This is a genomic window from Roseibium sp. QJM3NY_11 (genome assembly GCF_056173175.1).
The window spans coordinates 1,913,977-1,934,456 of sequence record NZ_CM149660.1 but is presented as its reverse complement, the minus strand read 5'-3'; the positions used below and the strand labels follow the sequence as shown (position 1 = coordinate 1,934,456).

The window sequence follows — 20,480 nt, the reverse complement described above, 5'->3', positions numbered from 1 at the left end:
GAAAGCCGAATCTTGTGGACGACCAGGCAAGAAAATTGGACACACTGCTCAAAAACATTGCATCTCCGCCAAGTTCATTCGTCGCATTTCTGTCATCAACAATTAACAGAAATCGCTCGCGACGACGTCAATCCGGGCCTCAGGCGTCACCGCCGCCATCGGTTCCCGGCTTTTCCAGGGCGGCCAGCCGTGCTTCGAGGTCCTCGACCTTGTCGAGAGCCCGCACCGCCATGTCCTTCACGGCCTCGTGTTCCTCGCGCGAAACCACATCCATGTCGGACAGGAAACGCTCCGCCTGGGCCTTGAAGGCGGTTTCCACCTCGCGGCGGGCTCCCTGCGCGACACCGGCTGCATCGGTCATCAACTTGGCGAAGTCATCGAGAAGACGGTTCGGGCCTTGGGTCATCGGACCCTCCTTGGTCGCTATTCAAACGGATGCATGACAGGTATGGGGGAATGGCGGCAACTTCAAGATCCAAATGCGCCGCACCCGGCTCACGGGCTGGACAGGACCGGGATGACTTGACGGAGGCAACAGGATCGCGCAAGCGTTGCGCCGGAATTTCCCGCCGGAAATTCTCCTCCGTTCGTACGCGATAAAAAGGTCCCGCTGTGCCACCTCTTCTGGTTCTGCCCTTTCCGGCGATCGACCCGGTGATCGTCGAATTCGGCCCCTTCGCCCTGCGCTGGTACGCGCTGGCCTATATCGTCGGCATCGTCCTGGCCTGGCGCTACATGCGGATCCTGGTTCTCAACGACCGGCTCTGGGGTGCTGCCAGACGGCCGGCACCGCTGGAAATCGACGACTTCGTCCTGTGGGGCACGCTCGGCATCATCATCGGCGGGCGTCTCGGATATGTCCTGTTCTACAATCCGGCCTATTACCTCGCCAACCCGCTCGAGGCCCTTGCCGTGTGGTCCGGCGGCATGTCCTTCCACGGCGGCTTTGCCGGCACCGTCATTGCCATGGTCCTGTTTTCCTGGCGGCGCGGTCTGTCCGTCTGGACCCTGTTCGACCTGGCCGGATGCGCCGCCCCGATCGGGCTGTTTTTCGGCCGGATCGCCAATTTCGTCAATTCGGAGCTGTGGGGGCGTCCGGCCGACGTGCCCTGGGCGGTGATCTTTCCCAATGGCGGCCCGGAACCGCGCCACCCGAGCCAGCTCTACGAGGCCGCGCTGGAGGGGGTCCTGCTGTTTGTGTTGCTCCGCCTGCTCAGCCATCGCTTCCAGCTGCTGCGCCGCCGCGGCTTTCTGGCCGGTGCCTTCGCCTTCGGTTACGGCCTCTGCCGGTCAATCGCCGAAATCTACCGGGTTCCCGACGCCCATATCGGTTATCTCGGCGGCTTTCTCACCATGGGCATCCTCCTGTCCCTCCCGATGATCGTTGCCGGTCTGGCGGTCATGATCTGGGCCGCACGCCGTCCCCGGACCGGGGCCGAGGCTGCGTGAGCGCGCTAAAGGACAGGATCCGCGCACGGATCGCCGCCGAGGGACCGTTGTCGGTGGCCCAGTACATGTCCATCTGCCTCGGCGACCCCAAGGACGGTTATTATACGACCCGCGAGCCGTTCGGCGCGGATGGCGACTTCATCACCGCCCCGGAAATCAGCCAGATGTTCGGCGAGCTGATCGGCGCCGCCTGTCTTTCAGCCTGGGATGCGCTCGGATGCCCCACCCGGTTCGACCTGGTCGAACTCGGCCCCGGCCGCGGCACCCTGATGGCCGATTTCCTGCGCGTGGCCGCGCTGCGCCCGGCCTTCATCCGGGCGGCCCGGCTGAACCTCGTCGAGACCAGCCCCCGCCTGCGGCGGATCCAGGCGGATACTCTTCACGGCGCTTCGCTTCAGCCGGCCTTCCGGGACCGGTTCCAGGATGTCCCGGCGGGTCCCCTGATCCTGGTCGCCAACGAATTCTTCGACGCTCTGCCGATCCATCAGTTCCTCAGGACGGCGGACGGCTGGCGGGAACGGCGGATCGGGCTGACGGCGCAGGGAGACCTGACCTTCGGCATCGGGACAGCCGCCCTGCCGGCAACAGCTGTCCCCGCATCGCTCGGCTCGGCCCCCGAAGGCGCTATTCTGGAAACCCAGCCCGCAGCCAACGCGGTGGCCGAGGAAATCGGCGCGCGCATTGCCGGACACGGCGGCGTGGCCCTTTTCATCGATTACGGCTACCTGAAAACCGCGACCGGCGACACGTTGCAGGCGCTTTACCGGCACGACCGCGACGACGTGCTGGCCCATCCCGGCGAGGCCGACCTCACTGCCCATGTCAATTTCGAGGCCCTGGCCGCCGCAGCCACCCGGGGGGGAGCCACGGCCCTTGCCCCCCTGACCCAGGGAGATTTCCTGCTGCGCTCCGGATTGCTGGAGCGGGCCGGAGCCCTCGGCGCAGGCAAGTCTCATGACGAACAGGAAGCCATCCGCGACGCGGTCGAACGGCTTGCGGCGCCGGACAGAATGGGAGACCTCTTCAAGGTGCTGGCCGTAACGAACTCTGGATTACCAATTACGCCGTTTGACAGCGCGCCCTGAACCTCCAAGGATCGGAACCGGCAATCCGGGATTGCGCGCGCAGGAGAGACTTGCATGAAACTCGAAGCGGATGTCTTGAAGATCAAAGGCCTGCGCCACGGCTTCTTCACACGAAGGGGCGGCGTGTCCGACGGCATCTATGCCAGTCTCAATATCGGCCTCGGCTCCGGCGATGCGCGGGATCTGGTCCTGGAAAACCGTGACCGGGTCGCAGCGGACCTCGGTGTCGGTTCCGGTCGTCTGGTGTCGCCCCATCAGGTCCACTCACCTGACGTGATTGCCGTCGACGGACCGTTTCGCGAAGGCGCGGACCGCAAGGCGGATGCCCTGGTCACGGCGACAAGAGGGCTTGCCATCGGCGTGGCGACGGCCGATTGCGGCCCGGTCCTCTTCGCCGACCCGCGTGCAGGTGTCGTCGGCGCCGCCCATTCCGGCTGGAAGGGCGCCGTCACCGGCGTTCTCGAAAACACGGTCGCCGCGATGGAGGCCCTCGGGGCGGCAAGGTCCGGCATCACTGCCGTGCTGGGCCCGGCGATCTCGCAACAAGCCTATGAGGTCGGCCCGGAATTCCATCAGCGTTTTCTCCGTGACGATCCGGAAAATGCGCGCTACTTCATTGCGTCGCAGAAAGCGGGGCATTTCATGTTCGACCTGCCGGCCTTCATCACGGCGCGGCTGGACGCCCTTGGTCTGGGGACCGTGGCCGACATGGCGCTGTGTACCTATGACGAGGAGGAGCGGTTCTTTTCCTACCGCCGGACCACCCATCGCGAAGAGCGGGACTACGGCCGCCAGATCAGCGCAATCGCCCTCTTGTAAGGACTTCTCATGACCCTTCATTTCTCGCAGGACGAGTTCGAACGCCGTCTCGACACGCTCAAGACCGTGATGGCGTCCGAGAAGCTGGATGCCATGCTGCTGTTCGCGCAAGAGAGCATGTACTGGCTCACCGGCTACGACACCTTCGGCTTCTGTTTCTTTCAGTGCCTGGTGGTAACCAGCGACGGACGCAAGGTTCTGCTCACCCGCTCCGCGGACGAGCGCCAGGCCAGGCACACCTCCAACATCGAAGACATCCGCATCTGGATCGACCGGGGCGCCGCCAGTCCGGTCAGCCAGTTGAAGGAGATGCTGTTCGACATGGATCTCCTCGGCAGCCGGCTGGGCATAGAATACGACACCCACGGCATGACCGGAAAGATTGCCCTCCAGCTCAACGAGGAGCTTACCAGCTTCGCCGACATCCGCGATGCCTCGCCGCTGATCCCGCAACTGCGTGCGGTCAAGAGCGCCGAGGAGATCGTTTACGTGCGCAAGGCGGCAGAACTGGCCGACAAGGCCTATCATGCCGCTCTGGACGAGATCCGCCCCGGTGCGGACGAAGGCCGTATCCTGGCCGCCATGCAGGGCACGATCTTCGAAGGCGGCGGCGACTATCCGGGCAATGAATTCATCGTCGGCTCCGGCAGGGATGCGCTGCTGTGCCGCTACAAGTCCGGCCGGCGCAGGCTTTCGGACCAGGACCAGATCACCCTGGAATGGGCAGGCAGCTACCGGCACTATCATGCGGCGCTGATGCGAACGGTCGTGGTCGGCACACCGACCGGCCGGCATCAGGAGATGTATGTTGCCGCCCGCGAAGCGCTCGCCGCGGTCGAGACCCAGCTCGTTGCGGGCAAGACGTTCGGCGACGTCTTCGATGCCCATGCCGAACGCATGGATCATCACGGCATGATGCCGCATCGGCTGAATGCCTGCGGCTATTCACTCGGCGCCCGGTTCACCCCGAGCTGGATGGACGCGCCCATGGCCTACAAGGCCAATCCGGCGAAGGTGCAGCCCGGCATGGTGATCTTCATGCACATGATCCTGTTGGATTCCATCTCCGGAACCGCCATGTCTCTCGGCCAGACCTATCTGACCACCGGCGCCGCTCCGGAGTGCTTGTCCACGCTGCCTCTCGACCTGCCGGTCAAGTCAGGCTAAACCAGTTGCAAATCAGCGGCCCCGCCAGTCCCCGTTTGTCATGTATCGGCCGCAACCGTCCCGACTTAGAAATCGAGAGCCAGGCCTCTACATGCCCATAAGTTCCTGCCAGTCCTCCTTTTCGTTCCCGCGTCTGCTGCCGCGTCTTCTGGCGGCTGCCCTGCTGTCCGCCGGCCTCGCTGCCTGCCAGGCGTCTCCTCAGCCTCCCGGCCCGGTCACCAGCGCGGTGCCGACGCCGTCCATTGCCGGTCAGGCGGATCCGGAAGAAGGCGTCACGCTCGCATTCGAACCCTTCACGGGAGCGCCCGGCAACATCGCCGACGAACTCTCCGAATTCATCGGTTCGGAAGCCCGCAAGCAGGGCATCACGCTGGTTCGCCGGGTGGGCGCGGCCGCCACCTATCGCGTGAACGGCTACCTGTCCGCGACGGGACAGCCTTCCAGCGGCACCGTGTTTTATGTTTTCGACATCGTCGACGGCAACGGACGCCGCCTGAAACGAATCTCCGGAACCGAAGACACGGGCGGAGCCTCCGGCGACCCCTGGCAGGCGGTCGGTTCGGGCACCCTTTCGCGCATCGCAAATCGCTCTGTGGTAGAGATAAAGGCATGGCTCAACCGTTAGGGGATTGAAGAGCCGGGTAAAAATTCACCACTCGTCATAAAAAACAAAAAAAAGCAGCTGTCTCGGGTCAAGGGCTGTTGTGGTCCCGTTCCCTGGTTGTTACAACGCCGCCGCCTGCCGAGGGTTCTCATCCGATGCTCCCGGCTCCCGGCATCCGACTTAAGACATAGTCCCTTTCCGCGTGTTTGCATGGCTCGTTTCCGTCAGCAGGCCCGGTGTCGCACCAGAAGGACTTGCGGCTCATGAAGATCGTCGCTGGCAACTCCAATCGAGCTCTGGCCGAGGAAATTTCCAGATATCTGGATGTCCCTCTGGCCAAATGCCAGGTCCGGCGATTTGCCGACCAGGAAATCTTCGTCGAAATCCAGGAAAACGTGCGCGGAGAAGACGTCTTCGTCGTGCAGCCGACCAGTTACCCGGCCAACGACCACCTGATGGAGCTGTTGATCATCATCGACGCCCTTCGCCGGTCCTCCGCCCGCCGGATCACTGCGGTGCTTCCCTATTTCGGCTACGCCCGGCAGGATCGCCGCGCTTCCGGACGAACCCCGGTTTCCGCGAAGCTGGTGGCCAACCTGATCACCGAAGCCGGTGCCGACCGCGTCCTGACCCTGGATCTCCACGCCGGACAGATCCAGGGTTTTTTCGATATACCGACGGACAACCTGTTCGCGGCTCCCGTCATGACCCGGGACATCAAGGAACGTTACGCCACCGACAACGTGATGGTCGTTTCTCCGGATGTCGGCGGCGTGGTCCGCGCCCGTGCGCTGGCCAAGCGCATCGACGCCCCGCTCTCGATCGTCGACAAGCGTCGTGACAAGCCCGGAGAATCGGAAGTCATGAACATCATCGGTGAGGTGAAGGGCTTCGATTGCATCCTGGTCGACGACATTGTCGACAGTGGCGGCACGCTCTGCAATGCGGCCGAAGCGCTGCTTGCCAAGGGCGCCAAGTCGGTGACCGCCTATATCACCCACGGCGTTCTGTCCGGTGGCGCGGTCGCGCGTGTGACCTCTTCCAAGCTGAAGGAACTGGTGATCACCAATTCCATCGAGCCGACGGCCGCCATCACCGCCGCGTCCAACATTCGCGCCATATCCATCGCCCCGCTGATCGGTGAAGCCATCAACCGCACGGCGCTGGAAAAATCGGTCTCGAGCCTGTTCAACTGAGACCGGCGAAACACGGTATCCGCGGCATTCCCCGCACGGACTGACATCCGCGCCGGCAGCAGCTTGGTGGCCGGGCTTCCTCGTCATCCTGTGACGGCCTGAAGCCCGGCTGCAAGGCCGCCCCCGACACGTGAGACATGCCGTCCGGCCTACCCGCATGTGTTGCATCTGCCCGCGCCACGCCCATCCTCCGAACCCGCCTTTTCGCTCGGAGACTGATTGCCTGCCGCCGCAGATCTCCCTCCTTTTCAAAGACGAACAATCTGTTGTTTTATATAACAAAAACAGCCTACCGCTCACGAACGAATACCTTCAAAAAATAATTTCTGAGTCATTGACTCATATTTATTTTGCAAATACCCTTATTAGGTGCATTTGAGAAATATGACTATTCCTGCTTGACTTTTGCAACCTACGGAGAGGAGACCGCAATGAACAGTTTTTCCTTTTTTTCCGCGATAGCCGTATGCACGTCGCTGCTGTGCAGCCCGGCATTCGCGAAGTCCGCCCCGCCCGACACAATGGCGAGCGTCATCGAGCAGCTCCAGACCTTCAACAAGAAGGAAGCCATGTGGTCGAAGGGAATTTTGATTGACGAGCGGATCCTGCCGTTCTCCGGCAATCGCCAGGAACTTCTCGACCGGCACAGCAAGCAGCATGGACCGGTGGCCGGCGGTGACGGCGAGTGCTGCAGTTGCCACTGGTAAGTGCGCCCCGTGACCGTCACGCGCAAATGCAATCCCCTGCGAGGAAAATCCCATGACGTCGATACTCAGGTTGCTTAGGAAAGCCTCTCCCACACCGGACCGGGAGCCGATCTGTCCGGACATGACGGAAGTCGGTCGGGCATCGCTTCTGACCAGGGGCTGGGAGTTCGACCGCGTCGTCGATACGTCGACCTTCGACAAGGTCTACAACGCAAAATCCTGCCCAATGGTCTGACGGCCAAAGAGGCATGTGATGACGTGCCCATGCGGTATTGGAGCGTTTTCGGCAGGAAACACGTCGCGGTGCGATCGGTCGACAAGACCTGCGGCACCCACCGTAAACGTTCCAGCACCGGCCTCCGGTGAGCCATATCCGCTGGCCGGAAAGCGGACATGATCCGACGGATGAACCAGATCAGAAGCCACTTGGTACACGAACATTGGATTACATAAACAACAAAGCAAAATACTCCGCCCGGGCGGGACAGGCGTGTTTTTCCCTGAACGTATTTCTGGATAAATACTACAAAGAGACAATTGAAAGTGAAAACCCGGCACCGGGCGACTGCAACCAATCGGCTTTCTATGTTCTCCATGATCAGGACTACACGACAACGCGCGTCTTTGCGTCGGTCTTGAAATACATGTCCTGCAGGGTGCTGGCCAGGGCTCTGGTGTTGTCAGGACTGGCCAGGACGATCGTTCTGCTGCGCAAGAAGTATCTGCGGCATCGCAAGACACCCGGCCAATCCTTCCAGCGTGACTATCAGTACTACCTCCTGGTTCAGAGCTTCCTGGGCAAGGCGCTGTGCCTGGAAGAATGCGTGACCTTCCTGCTGTATTTCCGAAGGCACGCCCTGGCCCTGGATCTTGTTTTTGGCATCAAGCCGGAACCGTTTTCCGCGCATTGCTGGGTGGAATGCAAAGACGCAATCCTTCTGGACACCGATTTTTCAGCGCATGAGTACGTCCAGATCTGCCGCGTCGGCCTTGGCCGGGGACCAGGACCGTGCCCGCGAGGGGATTGCGGAAGATGATTGCCGGTGCACACGGATTTCAGCTTGTTTCCGATCTTGCCTTGCGGGAAATACCCGCGCGAACTCCGACCCCGTGGCAGCTTTTCAATCTGTCCGCCGCCGCTTCGAACGAAGAAACAAGGTTCAGGGAGCTCTCATTTGAAAGGCTGGACACGCGCGAGCTGGCCCGGACAATCCTGTATAACGGCGACTTCAAGAGCTGCTTCGTCCTGAACTGCGCGCATGAACTCCATATTCTCAGGCCGGCATTCGCGCGCTCGGCGGTCTTCTACAAGCACGTCGGCAATCAGGTCTATCTGACATCGGATCAGCCGGATCGGAAACTTCTTCGGGAAATGGACCTTGAAATCGACCCCGACTATGTTCGGGACTATCTCTATTTCGGGAAATTCCTCAGCAAGAGAACCGCGTTCCGGAACGTGTTCGAACTAGTAAGCGGCAGCTCCGTCGTCTTGTCGAAGGCCGGTCTCGGGTATCCCGCCCGCATAGAGGACCACCTCCAGTCTCCAGCACATACCCCCTGTCCTCCGGAGGAACTGGCCTCGTGTCTTCTTCACAAGACCAGACGTGCCGTGCTCGACACCGTCTCAAGGTTTGACACCATAGGCGTTGCCGCTTCCGGCGGCCTGGATTCCGCTGTCCTGTCTTCCCTGATCTGCGAACAGAGCGACAAACCGGTCCACCTCATTTCCCTTTACTCGGAAAACAACCCCGAATTGGATGAGCGGCGCCAGTTCCGCGCACTCGGCCGGCATTTGCGTCACGCCGATGTTCACGAAGTCAATGTCGACCCTTTCTACCGGCAGCTTGATCCGGAGAACGACTTCAGGTTCTGCTGGCGCCCCAGCTCGATGACGCCCGCCGTTCACGTCAACAAGGCCCTGTTCGGCCGCGCCGCGGAACTCGGCCTGGAAACAGTGGTCACCGGCGATGGCGGCGACCAGCTGTTTCTGAACTATCATGGCGAGGACATCTTCGCCGATTATCGACGGGAAGGCTCTCCCCGCCGGGTCCTGTCCGCTCTTGTCAGCGCATCCCTGGTTTCGGGAAAATCGATCCCGCGCGTTCTCCTAGAACAGTTCCACAGGAAACGGACACGAAGGATCAGGACCGCATTGCAGGGACTGGCGCGCGATCAGGATATGGTCGGCTGTCTCCTGTCAGGACGACAGCCGTCGCCGCCGGATCGGGAAAGCGTCCTGCCCTTCGCCGAAATCACCAAGAACTTTCAGTACGTGGCTCTCCGGCATGCCGAGGCGAATACCGCTCCCTTCGAGACCGGCGGCATTGCGCTCACGAGACCGTTTCTGGACTGGGACCTGATCCGCTTCAACCTGACCCTGCCGAGAAGGGAGCATCTCGCCTATGGGCAGAACAGGATATTGATCAGGAACGCCATGAGGGGGCGGCTTCCTCCCGAAATTCTGAACAGGCATTCCAAGGCGGTCGGCGGAATTCAGTCGCAGCGCGCCACCATCCATGCAAGCGCCCGTCCGATCATCGAACACAGCGCTTCCTTCCTGACCGGGTTTGTCGACATCGATCTGATAACCGACGCGATAGACCGGGACGATCCCGCAAAATACTGGGCAATATTCAAGACCATGTCTCTGGCAGCATTCTATTCCGGCACACTCAAGATGAAACTGAATGGGGGCGGCCAGTGAAAAAACGCATCGCCGCATGCCGCACTGCGCTGAAAGGCATTCCCAGGGACAGGCAATTTCGCCTGGAGTCGCTCAAATATGCCCTGATCCTGGCCGTCTCAACCGCCTCGACCGTTTACGCGCCCTTCGTTTTTGGGATTGGAGTTCAATACCTTGCTTCAGGGAAAGACGCCACGATCGCCATTGTTCTGATCGCCGCCTACGGTCTCTTGATTTCACTGGCGCGCGTTTTTTACGAATTGAAACTCGTGGCCGTGAAACGCATTGAACAGCTATTTCTTCTGAATGCGTCCAGAACGGCACTCGATGCCATCGATCGTCAGACCAACGATTTTTTCCTCGACAACAACGGCGCGAAGCTTCTTCAGATAATCGGCCGGTACAAGTCGTCCATCACCATGCGTGTGCAGGTGATCATGCACAGCGTTGTTCCCAGTCTGGCCGAATACCTGCTCAGCTTCCTGCTGGTCGCGTTCTACGTCGATCTGATCATCGGAGCCGTGGTATTTGCCTATGGCCTGGGCGCAATCTATATCGCCCGCCTCAGCACACACAAACTGACTCCCCTTCTCGACAAGTCGCAGCAGCAAAGCATCAAGTCCTCGTCCACGTTTGGCGACCTGATCAGCAATTTGAACATTCTGCGCTATTACGGAGCCTCGCGGAAATTCGGAAATTCGATCATCGACGACACGATCGCCGAACACCGCTACTGGGACACTTACTTCAGGAAGAGGGTTCTGTTCACGTCTGCGAACTCTCTGCTGTTCTTCGCACAATATGCCGTCGTCACGGCGCTCGTTCTCAACCGGTACTTCGAGGGCCAGCTGGACATTGCCCAGCTCGTCACCGTCAACCTGATCATTCTGCAGCTTTCCAGACCCTTCGAGCTGATCGGCAATTCCATGAAGGAACTCGCCAACGCCCGGGTCATGCAATCCAACATGAAACACATTCGCGACACCGCGCCGGTACCCGTACAGCGCGGCAGTCTTGGCCGGGGCGACGGCTCAGTGGTCCTGAACGGATTGGGATTTGCCTATCCCGGCCGGCTCATATTCGAAGGCCTGAACCATCGTTTTGTCAGCGGCGCGATGAACTTCATCGTCGGTCCGTCAGGTGCCGGGAAGTCGACCTTGCTCAAGATTGTCAGCGGCCAGTGCGAGGGTTTTTCCGGGACCGTTTTCGTGAATGGAGCGGACATCGGCAAGGTCAGCGCACGCAGCATGCATGTTCTGGTCGGCTACGTTCCGCAAGACCCGTTCATAAGCAATGTCAGCGTTTTCGACAATATCGCCTGCGGACGTCCCGCCACACAGAACGACGTCGAGGCAAGCGCGCGGAAGGCAAGAATTCACGACCGTATCATGCAACTGGATGCCGGCTACCGGACGCGGGTGGGAGAAGCGGGGGCGAAGCTCTCCGGAGGCGAATGCCAGCGCATTGCCGTCGCGCGGGCGCTGCTCGGCTCTCCCCAGATCCTGTTGCTGGACGAGGCCAGCGCGTCGCTGGATTCCGCGACAGAGCGGCTCATTTTCGAGACCCTGCGGGAGCGCTGCCCGGATCTCACCATCATCGCCGTCACCCACCGGGTGAACATCATCCGTCCGGACGACTTCGTGCTGGATCTGACCGCCTCCGCATCGCTGGCCGGAGCCGTCGGAAAGCCGGTGACAGCATGATTACACCGCCCGGCAAACGTCGCCCTCCCCTCGCCGCACTGAAAGCGGTCGGCGCGAGAGCCCTGCGCGCGCTTCTGGTGATCCTGGCCACACACGGTGCGGTCATCACCGGACCCACGGGAGCGAACGCAGAACAAAAACTTGCGCGGGTCGGAAACGAGACGCCTGTGGCGGGCGAAGCGCGGCGGCGCATTCATGCGCTCGGCAGAATTGAACCGCGCCAGTCCGTCGAGATTTCTTCCGAACTTTCGGGGATTTTGCGGGCGGTCCATGTTTCCGAAGGCGATGCCGTCGAACAGGGCGATGTGCTGGCGGAGCTGAATACACGGCAGCTGGCGCTCAAGATACGCAAAGCCGAACTCAAGATCGCCCATGCGGAATTCGAACTCAGGAGCGCAATCGCGGCCCACAAGCTGCTGGTCAGCGAACTCGACAGAGCCGAGAAACTGCAAGCATCGGAACGGATCGCCGGCAAGGTCTACGAAGAGGCCTACAACAAGGAAGAGATCGCCGGGCTGCAGATTTCCGCCAAACGGGTTCTGCTCGATACCGCCCAGGTGGAATTCCAGATGCTCAAGCTGGATCTCGAGAAAAGCAGGATCACCGCACCGATCAACGGCATCGTCGTGCAACGAAAAGCCAATCCCGGTCAGACAGTCGCCGCCTCGCTGCAGGCACCAACGCTGTTCATGATCGGCTCGGACCTCAGCACGCTCACCTTGAAGGCGAAGATACATGAGGCAGACATCTCCAGGGTCCGGGTCGGTCAGCCGGCGCAATTCGCCGTGGACGCCTTTCCGGGCAAGGTATTCCGGACCCGGATCGACCGGATTTCACTCTACCCGACCGAGATAGACAGCACGATCACCGAATATGCGGTCGAACTTACGGTCGCGAATGAAGAACGCCTGATCAGGCCTGGAATGTCGGCAATCGTCACCATTCCGGAGAACTGATTTCACCTGCCCGCATCGGCGTAATCAACGGAATTCCTGCATGACCACCATCGTCGATGTCAGAAATCTTGCGAAAGACTATGCAGGCAAAACAGCGTCGGCGCACGTCTTCAAGAACCTGAGCCTGCAAGTCCCGGAAGGACAGATGTGCTGCATCGTCGGTGACTCGGGTTGTGGGAAAACGACCTTGCTGAACATTCTCGGCGGGCTCGATCACGCGACTTCGGGCACGTATCGGTTTGGCAACATCGCGGTCGACAGGCTCCACGGAAGCGCATTTTCCGACTTCAGGAAGAACAGCATCGGCTTCATTTTCCAGAACTACTGCCTGATACCCTACCTGAACACCTACGAAAACGTGGTCCTGCCCCTGATGTACCGGAAAATCGGCTCCCGGCAACGCGACGACCTGGCGCGAAGCGCCATCGGGAAAGTGAAACTTGAACACAGACTGTGGCACAAACCCGCGCAATTGTCGGGTGGCCAGCAGCAACGCGTTGCCATTGCCCGCGCGCTCGTAACCCGGCCACCTCTGGTCGTGGCCGATGAGCCGACCGGCAACCTGGATCTGTCGACCAGCCTGGAAATGATCGAAATCCTCCGGGAGACACAGTCCGCGGCAGGCACGACGATTATCTATGTGACCCATCAGCACAAGGTGGCCGAGCTTGCCGACCGGATATGCGATTTCAAGGACCTTTCAGGCTGAGGTCCCATGATGCGCGTAAAGGATCTGCTGGTACAGACAGTCAAATCGGTTTCAAGAAACGCCGTTCGAAGTCTCCTGACCAATCTGGGCCTCACGGTCGGCGTCGCTGCGTATATCCTTCTTGAAACCGTCAATTCCGGCACCAGACTGACGGTCGAGCGGGAGTTGCAGCGCCTTGGCGGCAACATTCTGGTCGTTCAGGCCGTCCCCGACCGCACCATCCGCTCACGCCCGGACGGCGGGCGTCAGTTCGACAACACCCACTTCCGGAACCTGTCGGCAGCTCTGGCGGACACCGCCGCCGTGGCGGCGCAGACCCCCGCCCAGGCCAGCGTCAGCGCCAACGGAATGGCGGCGGAGGTCACACTCCTCGGTGTCACCGAGGCCTATCTCGACATACGCGGCTGGAACATTGAAAGCGGCAGAAGCTTCAGCCCCGCCGAACATGTCGAGGCGGCGAGCGTCTGTCTGCTCGGCAAGGCAACGAAAGAGCGCCTCTTCGGCAGGACTTCCCCCCTGGGAGCGACAACGCGGGTCGACAACAGCCTGTGCACGGTGATTGGAAGCCTGCAGTCGGTCGGGGTTTCCAGCGCCGGCAGAAATGTGGATGACCTCGTTCTCATGCCGCTGACTTCGGCGCAGCGGCGGGTAACGGGCACCAGGGCAGTCCGCAGTCTTTATGTCCGCCCGGGTTCCGATGAATTGTACGAACCGGTCAAGACACACATAAAGGCGTTTTTCGAAGACGACGAAAGTCTCGGAAAGAACAGGAGCGTTGCCCGTATTTCGGAGATGCAGTTCATAGCGCGGGCGATCACGGACACGAAGGCGCTGCTGAAAAACGGATTGCTTGTCGTTTCAGGGCTGTTCGCGACCATCGGTGTCGCCAGTGTCATGAACGCCACTCTGCTGTCGGTTCGGGAACGAAGAGCTGAAATCGGCATCAGAATGGCCCTGGGCGCCCGGGCCGGCGACATTTTTCTCCAGTTTCTTGTTGAAGCCCTGGTCCTGTCGGGCCTGTCCTGCCTTCTCGGCGCCGCCGCCGGCACGCTCGCCTCCTATTATCTGGCCGACGCCATAGGCCTTCCGTTTCATGTTTCTCCCGCAACCGTTTTCCAGGTGGTGGCACTTGCCTGCCTGACAACCGTCCTCTTTGCCTCCCTGCCCGCCTTGAAGGCCGCCAGGATCGATCCGATACGTGCCATTCGCGACGGTTCCTGACGAACGGCGGAAATCCGGAGGATGACCGGTGTACAGGTTCCGAAATTTTCCCATCTGATCAAAAAATTGCCCTCCACAACCCTGCACAGCTTGTGGGCACGCATATTTTATGATCAAATTTTCAGGTAAAAAAACTTTCCAGGGGTTTCAGATGCTCGTTTCAATTCCGTTCTCCAGGGTCCGCAGGATCTTGCTGTCGGCCGCGCTGGCCGTCACAGTCACTGCGGGACTCCCGTTCACTCCCGCCGATGCGGCCGATCCGATCAAGGTTGCCGCGATCTACACCGTGCCCGTCGAGCAGCAATGGGTCAGCCGCATCGACAAGGCGCTGAAAGCCGCCCAGGAGCGCGGCGAGATTACCTACACCTTCTCCGAGAATGTCGCCAACACGGACTATGAGCGCGTCATGCGCGAATACGCCGAGCAAGGCATGGACCTCGTGGTCGGTGAAGCCTTCGCCGTCGAACGGGCCGCGCGCAAGGTCGCCGCCGAATATCCCGAGACCGCCTTCCTGATGGGATCCTCCTTCGGTCCGGCCCAGCCGAATTTCGCCGTTTTCGACAACTGGATCCATGAACCCAGCTATCTCTCCGGCATGATCGCGGGCGCGACCACCAAGTCCAACGTGATCGGCATGGTCGGCGGCTACGCCATTCCCGAGGTCAACCGCCTGATGAACGCCTTCATGGAAGGCGCGACCACCGTGAACCCGGACGTGAAGTTCCTCGTCACCTTCATCAACTCCTGGTACGATCCGCCCAAGGCCAAGGAATCTGCCTTCGCCATGATCGACAAGGGCGCGGACATCCTCTACGCGGAACGCTTCGGCGTCTCCGATGCGGCCAAGGAAAAGGGGATCCTTGCGATCGGCAACGTCATCGACACCGCGGGTGACTATCCCGGCACGATCCTGTCCTCCGCGCTGTGGCACATGGAACCGACCATCGACCGCGCAGTTGCCGCGGTTGTGGACGAAAGTTTCGAGCCGGCCGACTACGGTCCCTACAGCTTCATGTCCTATGGCGGCGGCAGCTTCCTCGTCGACGAAAGCCTGGCCCCGGCAGACGCGGTTGCGGCCGCGAAGGAAAAGGAACAGGAAATCCTCGGCGGCCTGTTCCGGGTCAATGTCAACGACAGCGAACCGAAATCCACGATGTAACCGGTTCTCGCCGGCGGCCCCAGGCGCGTATTTGGGGCCGCCGGCGCCTTCCTGCCGCGTGAGCGATCCGCGGTTTCCTGAACTCATTTCCGGAGGTCCGCATGACGGGACCCGCACAGGAAGCTGACGTCGTCCTGCGTCTGGACGGCATCACCAGACGTTTTGGTGCGTTGACGGCCAACGGCGACGTGTCGCTGGACCTGAGACGAGGCGAAATCCTGGCACTGCTGGGCGAAAACGGTGCCGGCAAGACCACCTTGATGAACATCCTGTTCGGACATTACGTGGCCGACGAGGGACGGGTTCTGGTCGATCCGGACGGCGGCGGACTTGCCGAACTGGAACCGGGATCGCCCCATGCCGCGCTCGAGGCGGGCATCGGCATGGTCCACCAGCACTTCACCCTCGCGGAGAACCTGAGCGCCCTCGACAACATCCTGCTCGGTACGGAAACCCTCGCCGCATTGAGATCCGCCCGCGCGCCCGCGCGCGCCAGACTTCAGGACCTGATGAAGCGGTCCGGCCTGACCGTGCCGCTGGATGCGCGCATCTCGCAGTTGTCGGTCGGTGAAAAGCAGCGTGTCGAGATCCTGAAGGCGCTCTACCGCAATGCGCGGGTGCTTGTTCTCGATGAACCCACCGCCGTTCTGACACCGCAGGAATCCGACACCCTGTTCGCGACCCTCAAGACGCTGGCGCAGGACGGTCTCGGCATCATCTTCATCTCGCACAAGCTGGCGGAAGTGCTCGCATCCTCCCATCGCATCGCCGTGCTGCGTGGCGGGCGCAAGGTGGCCGATCTGCCTACAGTCGAATGCGACCGGCGCAAGCTCGCCGAACTGATGGTCGGGCATGAAGTCGTCGAAACCGTGCGCGCCCCCGGCACGCCCGGCGCCACCCTCTATGCCCTTCAGGATGTCACCGCCGGTCACGGCCGCGATGCCCTGCACGATATCGATCTCGACCTGAAGTCCGGAGAGATCCTCGGGATCGCGGGCATATCGGGAAACGGCCAGACGACGCTGGCCCGGGTCATCTCCGGCCTGGAGCCTCCCGTTTCGGGAACCGCGACCCTGGAAGGGCGCGCGCTCGGCCATGCCGGCGCCCGAACCATGATCGACAGCGGCCTGGCGCGCATACCGGAGGACCGCCACCACGACGGCATCGTCGGCGCCATGAGCGTCTCGGAAAATCTCGCCATCGAGGCCATCCGCAAACCGGAAAACCAGCGCTTCGGCCTGCTGCGCTTTTCCGCCATGCGCGCCCGGGCCCGAAAACTGATCGCGGCCTATGATATCCGGTGCCAGAACGAGGCCAGTCCCGCACGCCTGCTTTCGGGTGGCAACATCCAGAAGATCGTGCTGGCGCGCACCCTGGAAACGGAACCGAAGGTCGTCCTGGCCGCCCAGCCGTCCCGGGGACTGGATGTCGGCGCCACGTCCGACGTGCACCAGCGCCTGCTTGCCGCCCGCGAACGCGGTGCCGGCGTACTCCTGATTTCAGAGGACCTCGATGAACTCATGCGCCTGTCCGACCGCATCGCCGTCATTCATCGCGGCCGCCTGTCCCCTGCCGAACCGACGGAGACACTCGATCGCGGGTCGCTCGGACTCAGGATGGCCGGCCATGGCGGGGAGGAAGCCGCATGATCCGGTTTGAACCACGGGGCCCTGTGCCCGTGTCCAGAATGCTTCTTGTATCCGTTGCCGCCGCAATCTGCGCGCTGGTGCTTGCGGCCATACCCATGGCCTTCGCCGGCCTGTCGGTCTTCAGCGCCTACGGGTTGATGGTCAAGGGCGCCTTCGGCTCCCTCTTCGCCTTTACCGAAATGCTGACCAGGGCAGCGCCCCTGATCCTGACCGGACTTGCCGCCGCGGTCGCCTTCCGGGCAAAACTGTGGAACATCGGCGCCGAAGGCCAGCTCTATGCCGGGGCCCTGGCCGCCGTCGCCGTCGGCACCGGTGTGGTCACCGGTCCGTCTTACGTGCTGATCCCGCTGGTCGTTCTGGCAGGCGCCTTGGCAGGCGGCCTGGTCATGCTGGGGCCGACGCTGCTGAAGACCCGTCTGGGCGTCGACGAGGTGGTCACCACGCTGCTGTTGAATTTCATCATCCTGCTGTTCGTCCAGATGATGCTGGAAGGACCGATGCAGGATCCGATGGGCATGGGCTGGCCTCAATCCGAACCCATTCTCGACGACGCGGCCCTGCCCAAGCTGATGGCGCGCATGCGGATCCATGGCGGGCTGATTGTCGCGCTGGTTGCGTCGCTGGGGGTCTGGTTCCTGTTGAAACGCACGGTCTGGGGCTTCGAGATCCGGGCCGTGGGGGAAAACGCCGCTGCAGCGCGGCATGCGGGCATTCCGGTCACCGCCACATTTGTCCGGGTAGGCCTTCTATCGGGCGCACTCGCGGGCCTCGCCGGCGTCGGTGAAGTTGCCGGCCTCAAGGGCTACCTCACCGCCGATCTGTCTCCCGGCTTCGGCTATTCAGGCATCGTCGTGGCAATGCTGGCGGGCCTGTCACCGGCCGGCGTCGTCCTGGCGGCCCTCTTCATTGCCAGCATTTTTGTCGGCGCGGATTCCATGTCCCGGGCCACCGGCGTCTCCAACTACCTGGCCGACCTGATTGTCGCGATGGCGCTACTGTGTGTGCTTGTTTCCGGCCTGTTCCTGAGGTTCAGGATCCGATTTGTCGGCGCTCCGGCAGCGAAGGGATCAACGCCATGATCGAGATCCTCGACATTCTCGTGTCCGCAAATTTCTGGGCGGCCGCCCTGCGTATCGCCACACCGCTGATCTTCGGCGTGATCGGTGCGCTCCTGTGCGAGCGGGCCGGGGTCCTCAATCTCGGCATCGAGGGTATCTTCACCGCCGGTGCGATGGCCGGCTGGATGGCGGTCTGGCTCGGCGCCGGGCTGTGGGGCGGCGTGGCCGTCGCGGCCCTGGCGGGCGCCTTCTTCGGGTTAATACACGCGATCCTGACCGTGCCGCTCGGTCTTTCCCAGCATGTCTCCGGCATCGGCGTGACGCTGTTTGCCACAGCGCTCAGCTATTTCATCTACCGCACCGCCTTGCCGGAAGTCTCCTCCCCGCCCCGGATCGAGGCCTTCCAGCCCCTCGACATTCCCGGCCTCAGCGACCTGCCCTTCTTCGGACCGGCCCTGTTCCAGCAGACACCCCTCACATTTCTGGCTCTGGCGCTGGTCATCGCCACCGCCTATGTGCTCTACCGGACCCCGCTCGGCCTGGCGATCCGCGCTGTCGGCGACAATCCGGCGGCCGTCGAGTCTCAGGGCCTGTCCGTCTATGCCATCCGGATGGGCACTGTTGTCGCCGGTTCGGCCATCATGGCGCTCGGCGGCGCCTTCCTGACCATGTCCGCCTTCGATGCGTTCTTCTTCGGCATGGTCAACGGCCGCGGCTGGATCTGCATCGCACTGACCGTCTTTGCCTCCTGGCGGCCCGGAAAGGCCTTGCTCGGCGCACTTCTGTTCGGCGCCTTCGATGCGTTTCAGGTCCGTCTTCAAACCGAGGTCGGCAGCTTCATTCCGGGTCAGGTGTTCCTGATGATGCCGTATCTCCTGTCCATCGCCGCGCTGATCGTGGTTGCCCGCCGGGCCGATTATCCGCGGGCACTGCTGGTGCCCTATTTCCGTGGCCAACGCTGAGACCCGTCCATGAGCTTCGACCTTCTCGTCAAGAACGCCAACCTGCCCGACGGCCGCACCCAAATGGACATCGCCTGCAAGGGCGGCCGCATCGAAGCCGTGGAAGCCGGCATCACGGCGGAGGCCGGCAAGGTTATCGACGCGAACGGCAGACTGGTCTCGCCGCCTTTCGTCGACAGTCATTTCCACATGGATGCGACGCTCTCCCTGGGCCTGCCCCGCATGAACCGCAGCGGCACGCTGCTGGAGGGCATCGCACTGTGGGGCGAACTCAAGGACATCCTGACTATCGATGCCGTCGTCGAGCGGGCTTTGAAATATTGCGACCTCGCCGTCTCCCAGGGCCTGCTGGCAATCCGCTCCCATGTCGATGTCTGCGACGACCGCCTGACCGGGGTCGAAGGCCTGCTGGAAGTCCGCGACAGGGTGAAGGACTATATCGATCTTCAACTGGTGGCGTTTCCGCAGGACGGTCTCTACCGGTCTCCCAATGCGGAAAAGAACCTTTTGAAGGCCCTCGACATGGGCGTCGACATCGTTGGCGGCATCCCGCATTTCGAACGCACCATGGAGGACGGCGCCCGGTCCGTCGTCCGCCTGTGCGAAATCGCGGCCGAGCGCGGCCTGCGGGTCGACATGCATTGCGACGAGACCGACGATCCCCTGTCCCGTCATATCGAAACGCTGGCCCATGAGACGCAGAGACTTGGATTGCACGGCCGTGTCGCGGGATCGCACCTGACCTCGATGCATTCCATGGACAATTACTACGTCTCCAAGCTGCTGCCGCTGATCGCGGAGGCCGGGATCCATGCGATCGCCAATCCGCTGATCAACATCACCCTCCAGGGCCGCCACGACAGTTATCCCAAGCGCCGCGGCCAGACCCGGGTGCCGGAATTGCGCGCGCATGGCGTCAACGTCGCCTTCGGCCACGACTGCGTGATGGATCCCTGGTATTCGATGGGATCCGGCGACATGCTGGAAGTTGCCTCCATGGGGCTTCATGTGGCCCAGATGACCAGCCGGGAGGCCATCCGCTACTGCTTCGACTGCGTCACCGGCCATCCGGCAAAGGCAATGGGTCTGGAAGGCTATGGTCTGGACAAGGGCTGCAAGGCGGATTTCGTGCTCCTCCAGGCCCGGGACACCATCGAGGCCATCCGCCTGAAGGCCACCCGGCTGGCGGTTGTCAGGGGCGGCAGGGTGATCGCCACCACCGCGCCCCGGGAAGCGGAACTTTCGCTCGAAGGACGTCCCGGCCGGATCGATCCCTCGACCTTTGCGCCGAGAGAAGGCTAGAGCCGTTCCGCGACCCCGCGGAACAGCCTCAAGTCATGGTCAAACAGGTTC

At 61.9% G+C, this 20,480-nt stretch carries 20 protein-coding genes; 19 read left to right on the top strand and 1 reads right to left on the bottom strand.

The features are described from left to right. Nucleotides 1-139: 139 nt before the first annotated feature. Nucleotides 140-406, bottom strand: a complete 267-nt coding sequence (locus AC0VX3_RS08820; protein WP_342895412.1) for an accessory factor UbiK family protein — start codon at nucleotides 404-406, stop codon at nucleotides 140-142. Between the two features lie 206 nt (nucleotides 407-612). Here AC0VX3_RS08820 and lgt point away from each other — a divergent pair, with 206 nt between their 5' ends. From lgt to AC0VX3_RS08725, 19 genes are all read left to right on the top strand, one after another. After that, nucleotides 613-1,449 carry a prolipoprotein diacylglyceryl transferase gene (lgt, locus tag AC0VX3_RS08815; RefSeq protein ID WP_475524391.1) on the top strand — a complete coding sequence of 279 codons (837 nt, stop codon included), beginning with the start codon at nucleotides 613-615 and terminating at the stop codon, nucleotides 1,447-1,449. Next, nucleotides 1,446-2,534, top strand: a complete 1,089-nt coding sequence (locus AC0VX3_RS08810; RefSeq protein WP_475524390.1) for a class I SAM-dependent methyltransferase — start codon at nucleotides 1,446-1,448, stop codon at nucleotides 2,532-2,534. The genes lgt and AC0VX3_RS08810 overlap by 4 nt, the downstream gene beginning before the upstream one ends. Nucleotides 2,535-2,588: 54 nt before the next feature. Then, nucleotides 2,589-3,353 carry a peptidoglycan editing factor PgeF gene (gene pgeF / locus AC0VX3_RS08805; protein ID WP_475524389.1) on the top strand — a complete coding sequence of 255 codons (765 nt, stop codon included), beginning with the start codon at nucleotides 2,589-2,591 and terminating at the stop codon, nucleotides 3,351-3,353. Nucleotides 3,354-3,362: 9 nt separating this feature from the next. Beyond that, complete coding sequence (locus tag AC0VX3_RS08800; protein WP_475524388.1) at nucleotides 3,363-4,520, top strand: M24 family metallopeptidase; 1,158 nt, start codon at nucleotides 3,363-3,365, stop codon at nucleotides 4,518-4,520. A 91-nt stretch (nucleotides 4,521-4,611) separates the two neighbouring features. Next, entirely contained in the window at nucleotides 4,612-5,145 is a 534-nt protein-coding gene (locus AC0VX3_RS08795) for a hypothetical protein (protein WP_342895417.1), read from the top strand. Nucleotides 5,146-5,387: 242 nt separating this feature from the next. Further along, nucleotides 5,388-6,320, top strand: a complete 933-nt coding sequence (locus AC0VX3_RS08790; protein ID WP_342895418.1) for a ribose-phosphate pyrophosphokinase — start codon at nucleotides 5,388-5,390, stop codon at nucleotides 6,318-6,320. A gap of 431 nt (nucleotides 6,321-6,751) precedes the next feature. Further along, nucleotides 6,752-7,027 carry a hypothetical protein gene (locus AC0VX3_RS08785; protein ID WP_475524387.1) on the top strand — a complete coding sequence of 92 codons (276 nt, stop codon included), beginning with the start codon at nucleotides 6,752-6,754 and terminating at the stop codon, nucleotides 7,025-7,027. Nucleotides 7,028-7,079: 52 nt separating this feature from the next. Beyond that, a complete protein-coding gene (locus AC0VX3_RS08780) occupies nucleotides 7,080-7,262 on the top strand; it encodes a hypothetical protein (RefSeq protein ID WP_475524386.1) in 183 nt (60 codons plus the stop codon). Between the two features lie 127 nt (nucleotides 7,263-7,389). Then, on the top strand, nucleotides 7,390-8,064 hold the full coding sequence (locus tag AC0VX3_RS08775) for a lasso peptide biosynthesis B2 protein (RefSeq protein ID WP_475524385.1): 675 nt from the start codon (nucleotides 7,390-7,392) through the stop codon (nucleotides 8,062-8,064). Continuing rightward, on the top strand, nucleotides 8,061-9,731 hold the full coding sequence (locus AC0VX3_RS08770) for an asparagine synthase-related protein (RefSeq protein WP_475524384.1): 1,671 nt from the start codon (nucleotides 8,061-8,063) through the stop codon (nucleotides 9,729-9,731). Before AC0VX3_RS08775 ends, AC0VX3_RS08770 begins: the two co-directional genes overlap by 4 nt. Next, nucleotides 9,728-11,413, top strand: a complete 1,686-nt coding sequence (locus tag AC0VX3_RS08765; protein WP_475524383.1) for an ATP-binding cassette domain-containing protein — start codon at nucleotides 9,728-9,730, stop codon at nucleotides 11,411-11,413. Before AC0VX3_RS08770 ends, AC0VX3_RS08765 begins: the two co-directional genes overlap by 4 nt. Then, nucleotides 11,410-12,369: an efflux RND transporter periplasmic adaptor subunit gene (locus AC0VX3_RS08760; protein WP_475524382.1), complete on the top strand. Its 960-nt coding sequence runs from the start codon at nucleotides 11,410-11,412 to the stop codon at nucleotides 12,367-12,369. The genes AC0VX3_RS08765 and AC0VX3_RS08760 overlap by 4 nt, the downstream gene beginning before the upstream one ends. 40 nt (nucleotides 12,370-12,409) lie before the next feature. Then, entirely contained in the window at nucleotides 12,410-13,078 is a 669-nt protein-coding gene (locus tag AC0VX3_RS08755) for an ABC transporter ATP-binding protein (RefSeq protein WP_475524381.1), read from the top strand. 6 nt (nucleotides 13,079-13,084) lie between these two features. Beyond that, nucleotides 13,085-14,299, top strand: a complete 1,215-nt coding sequence (locus AC0VX3_RS08750) for an ABC transporter permease (protein ID WP_475524380.1) — start codon at nucleotides 13,085-13,087, stop codon at nucleotides 14,297-14,299. Between the two features lie 151 nt (nucleotides 14,300-14,450). Continuing rightward, on the top strand, nucleotides 14,451-15,458 hold the full coding sequence (locus tag AC0VX3_RS08745) for a BMP family protein (RefSeq protein ID WP_475524379.1): 1,008 nt from the start codon (nucleotides 14,451-14,453) through the stop codon (nucleotides 15,456-15,458). A 101-nt stretch (nucleotides 15,459-15,559) separates the two neighbouring features. Next, nucleotides 15,560-17,107, top strand: a complete 1,548-nt coding sequence (locus AC0VX3_RS08740; protein ID WP_348149977.1) for an ABC transporter ATP-binding protein — start codon at nucleotides 15,560-15,562, stop codon at nucleotides 17,105-17,107. Then, nucleotides 17,104-18,186 (top strand): ABC transporter permease, encoded by a 1,083-nt coding sequence (locus tag AC0VX3_RS08735; protein WP_348149979.1) that lies wholly within the window; start codon nucleotides 17,104-17,106, stop codon nucleotides 18,184-18,186. Before AC0VX3_RS08740 ends, AC0VX3_RS08735 begins: the two co-directional genes overlap by 4 nt. Continuing rightward, nucleotides 18,183-19,127 carry an ABC transporter permease gene (locus tag AC0VX3_RS08730; protein WP_342895430.1) on the top strand — a complete coding sequence of 315 codons (945 nt, stop codon included), beginning with the start codon at nucleotides 18,183-18,185 and terminating at the stop codon, nucleotides 19,125-19,127. Before AC0VX3_RS08735 ends, AC0VX3_RS08730 begins: the two co-directional genes overlap by 4 nt. A 9-nt stretch (nucleotides 19,128-19,136) precedes the next feature. Beyond that, nucleotides 19,137-20,429, top strand: coding sequence for an amidohydrolase family protein (locus AC0VX3_RS08725; RefSeq protein WP_475524378.1), 1,293 nt, complete (start codon nucleotides 19,137-19,139; stop codon nucleotides 20,427-20,429). Nucleotides 20,430-20,480: the final 51 nt, after the last annotated feature.

Coding starts and splice junctions, on each gene's coding strand:
- AC0VX3_RS08820 (WP_342895412.1), bottom strand. CDS start 406: ATGACCCAAGGCCCGAACCGTCTTCTCGATGACTTCGCCAAGTTGATG.
- pgeF (WP_475524389.1), top strand. CDS start 2,589: ATGAAACTCGAAGCGGATGTCTTGAAGATCAAAGGCCTGCGCCACGGC.
- AC0VX3_RS08800 (WP_475524388.1), top strand. CDS start 3,363: ATGACCCTTCATTTCTCGCAGGACGAGTTCGAACGCCGTCTCGACACG.
- AC0VX3_RS08795 (WP_342895417.1), top strand. CDS start 4,612: ATGCCCATAAGTTCCTGCCAGTCCTCCTTTTCGTTCCCGCGTCTGCTG.
- AC0VX3_RS08790 (WP_342895418.1), top strand. CDS start 5,388: ATGAAGATCGTCGCTGGCAACTCCAATCGAGCTCTGGCCGAGGAAATT.
- AC0VX3_RS08785 (WP_475524387.1), top strand. CDS start 6,752: ATGAACAGTTTTTCCTTTTTTTCCGCGATAGCCGTATGCACGTCGCTG.
- AC0VX3_RS08780 (WP_475524386.1), top strand. CDS start 7,080: ATGACGTCGATACTCAGGTTGCTTAGGAAAGCCTCTCCCACACCGGAC.
- AC0VX3_RS08770 (WP_475524384.1), top strand. CDS start 8,061: ATGATTGCCGGTGCACACGGATTTCAGCTTGTTTCCGATCTTGCCTTG.
- AC0VX3_RS08760 (WP_475524382.1), top strand. CDS start 11,410: ATGATTACACCGCCCGGCAAACGTCGCCCTCCCCTCGCCGCACTGAAA.
- AC0VX3_RS08755 (WP_475524381.1), top strand. CDS start 12,410: ATGACCACCATCGTCGATGTCAGAAATCTTGCGAAAGACTATGCAGGC.
- AC0VX3_RS08750 (WP_475524380.1), top strand. CDS start 13,085: ATGATGCGCGTAAAGGATCTGCTGGTACAGACAGTCAAATCGGTTTCA.
- AC0VX3_RS08745 (WP_475524379.1), top strand. CDS start 14,451: ATGCTCGTTTCAATTCCGTTCTCCAGGGTCCGCAGGATCTTGCTGTCG.
- AC0VX3_RS08740 (WP_348149977.1), top strand. CDS start 15,560: ATGACGGGACCCGCACAGGAAGCTGACGTCGTCCTGCGTCTGGACGGC.
- AC0VX3_RS08735 (WP_348149979.1), top strand. CDS start 17,104: ATGATCCGGTTTGAACCACGGGGCCCTGTGCCCGTGTCCAGAATGCTT.
- AC0VX3_RS08730 (WP_342895430.1), top strand. CDS start 18,183: ATGATCGAGATCCTCGACATTCTCGTGTCCGCAAATTTCTGGGCGGCC.
- AC0VX3_RS08725 (WP_475524378.1), top strand. CDS start 19,137: ATGAGCTTCGACCTTCTCGTCAAGAACGCCAACCTGCCCGACGGCCGC.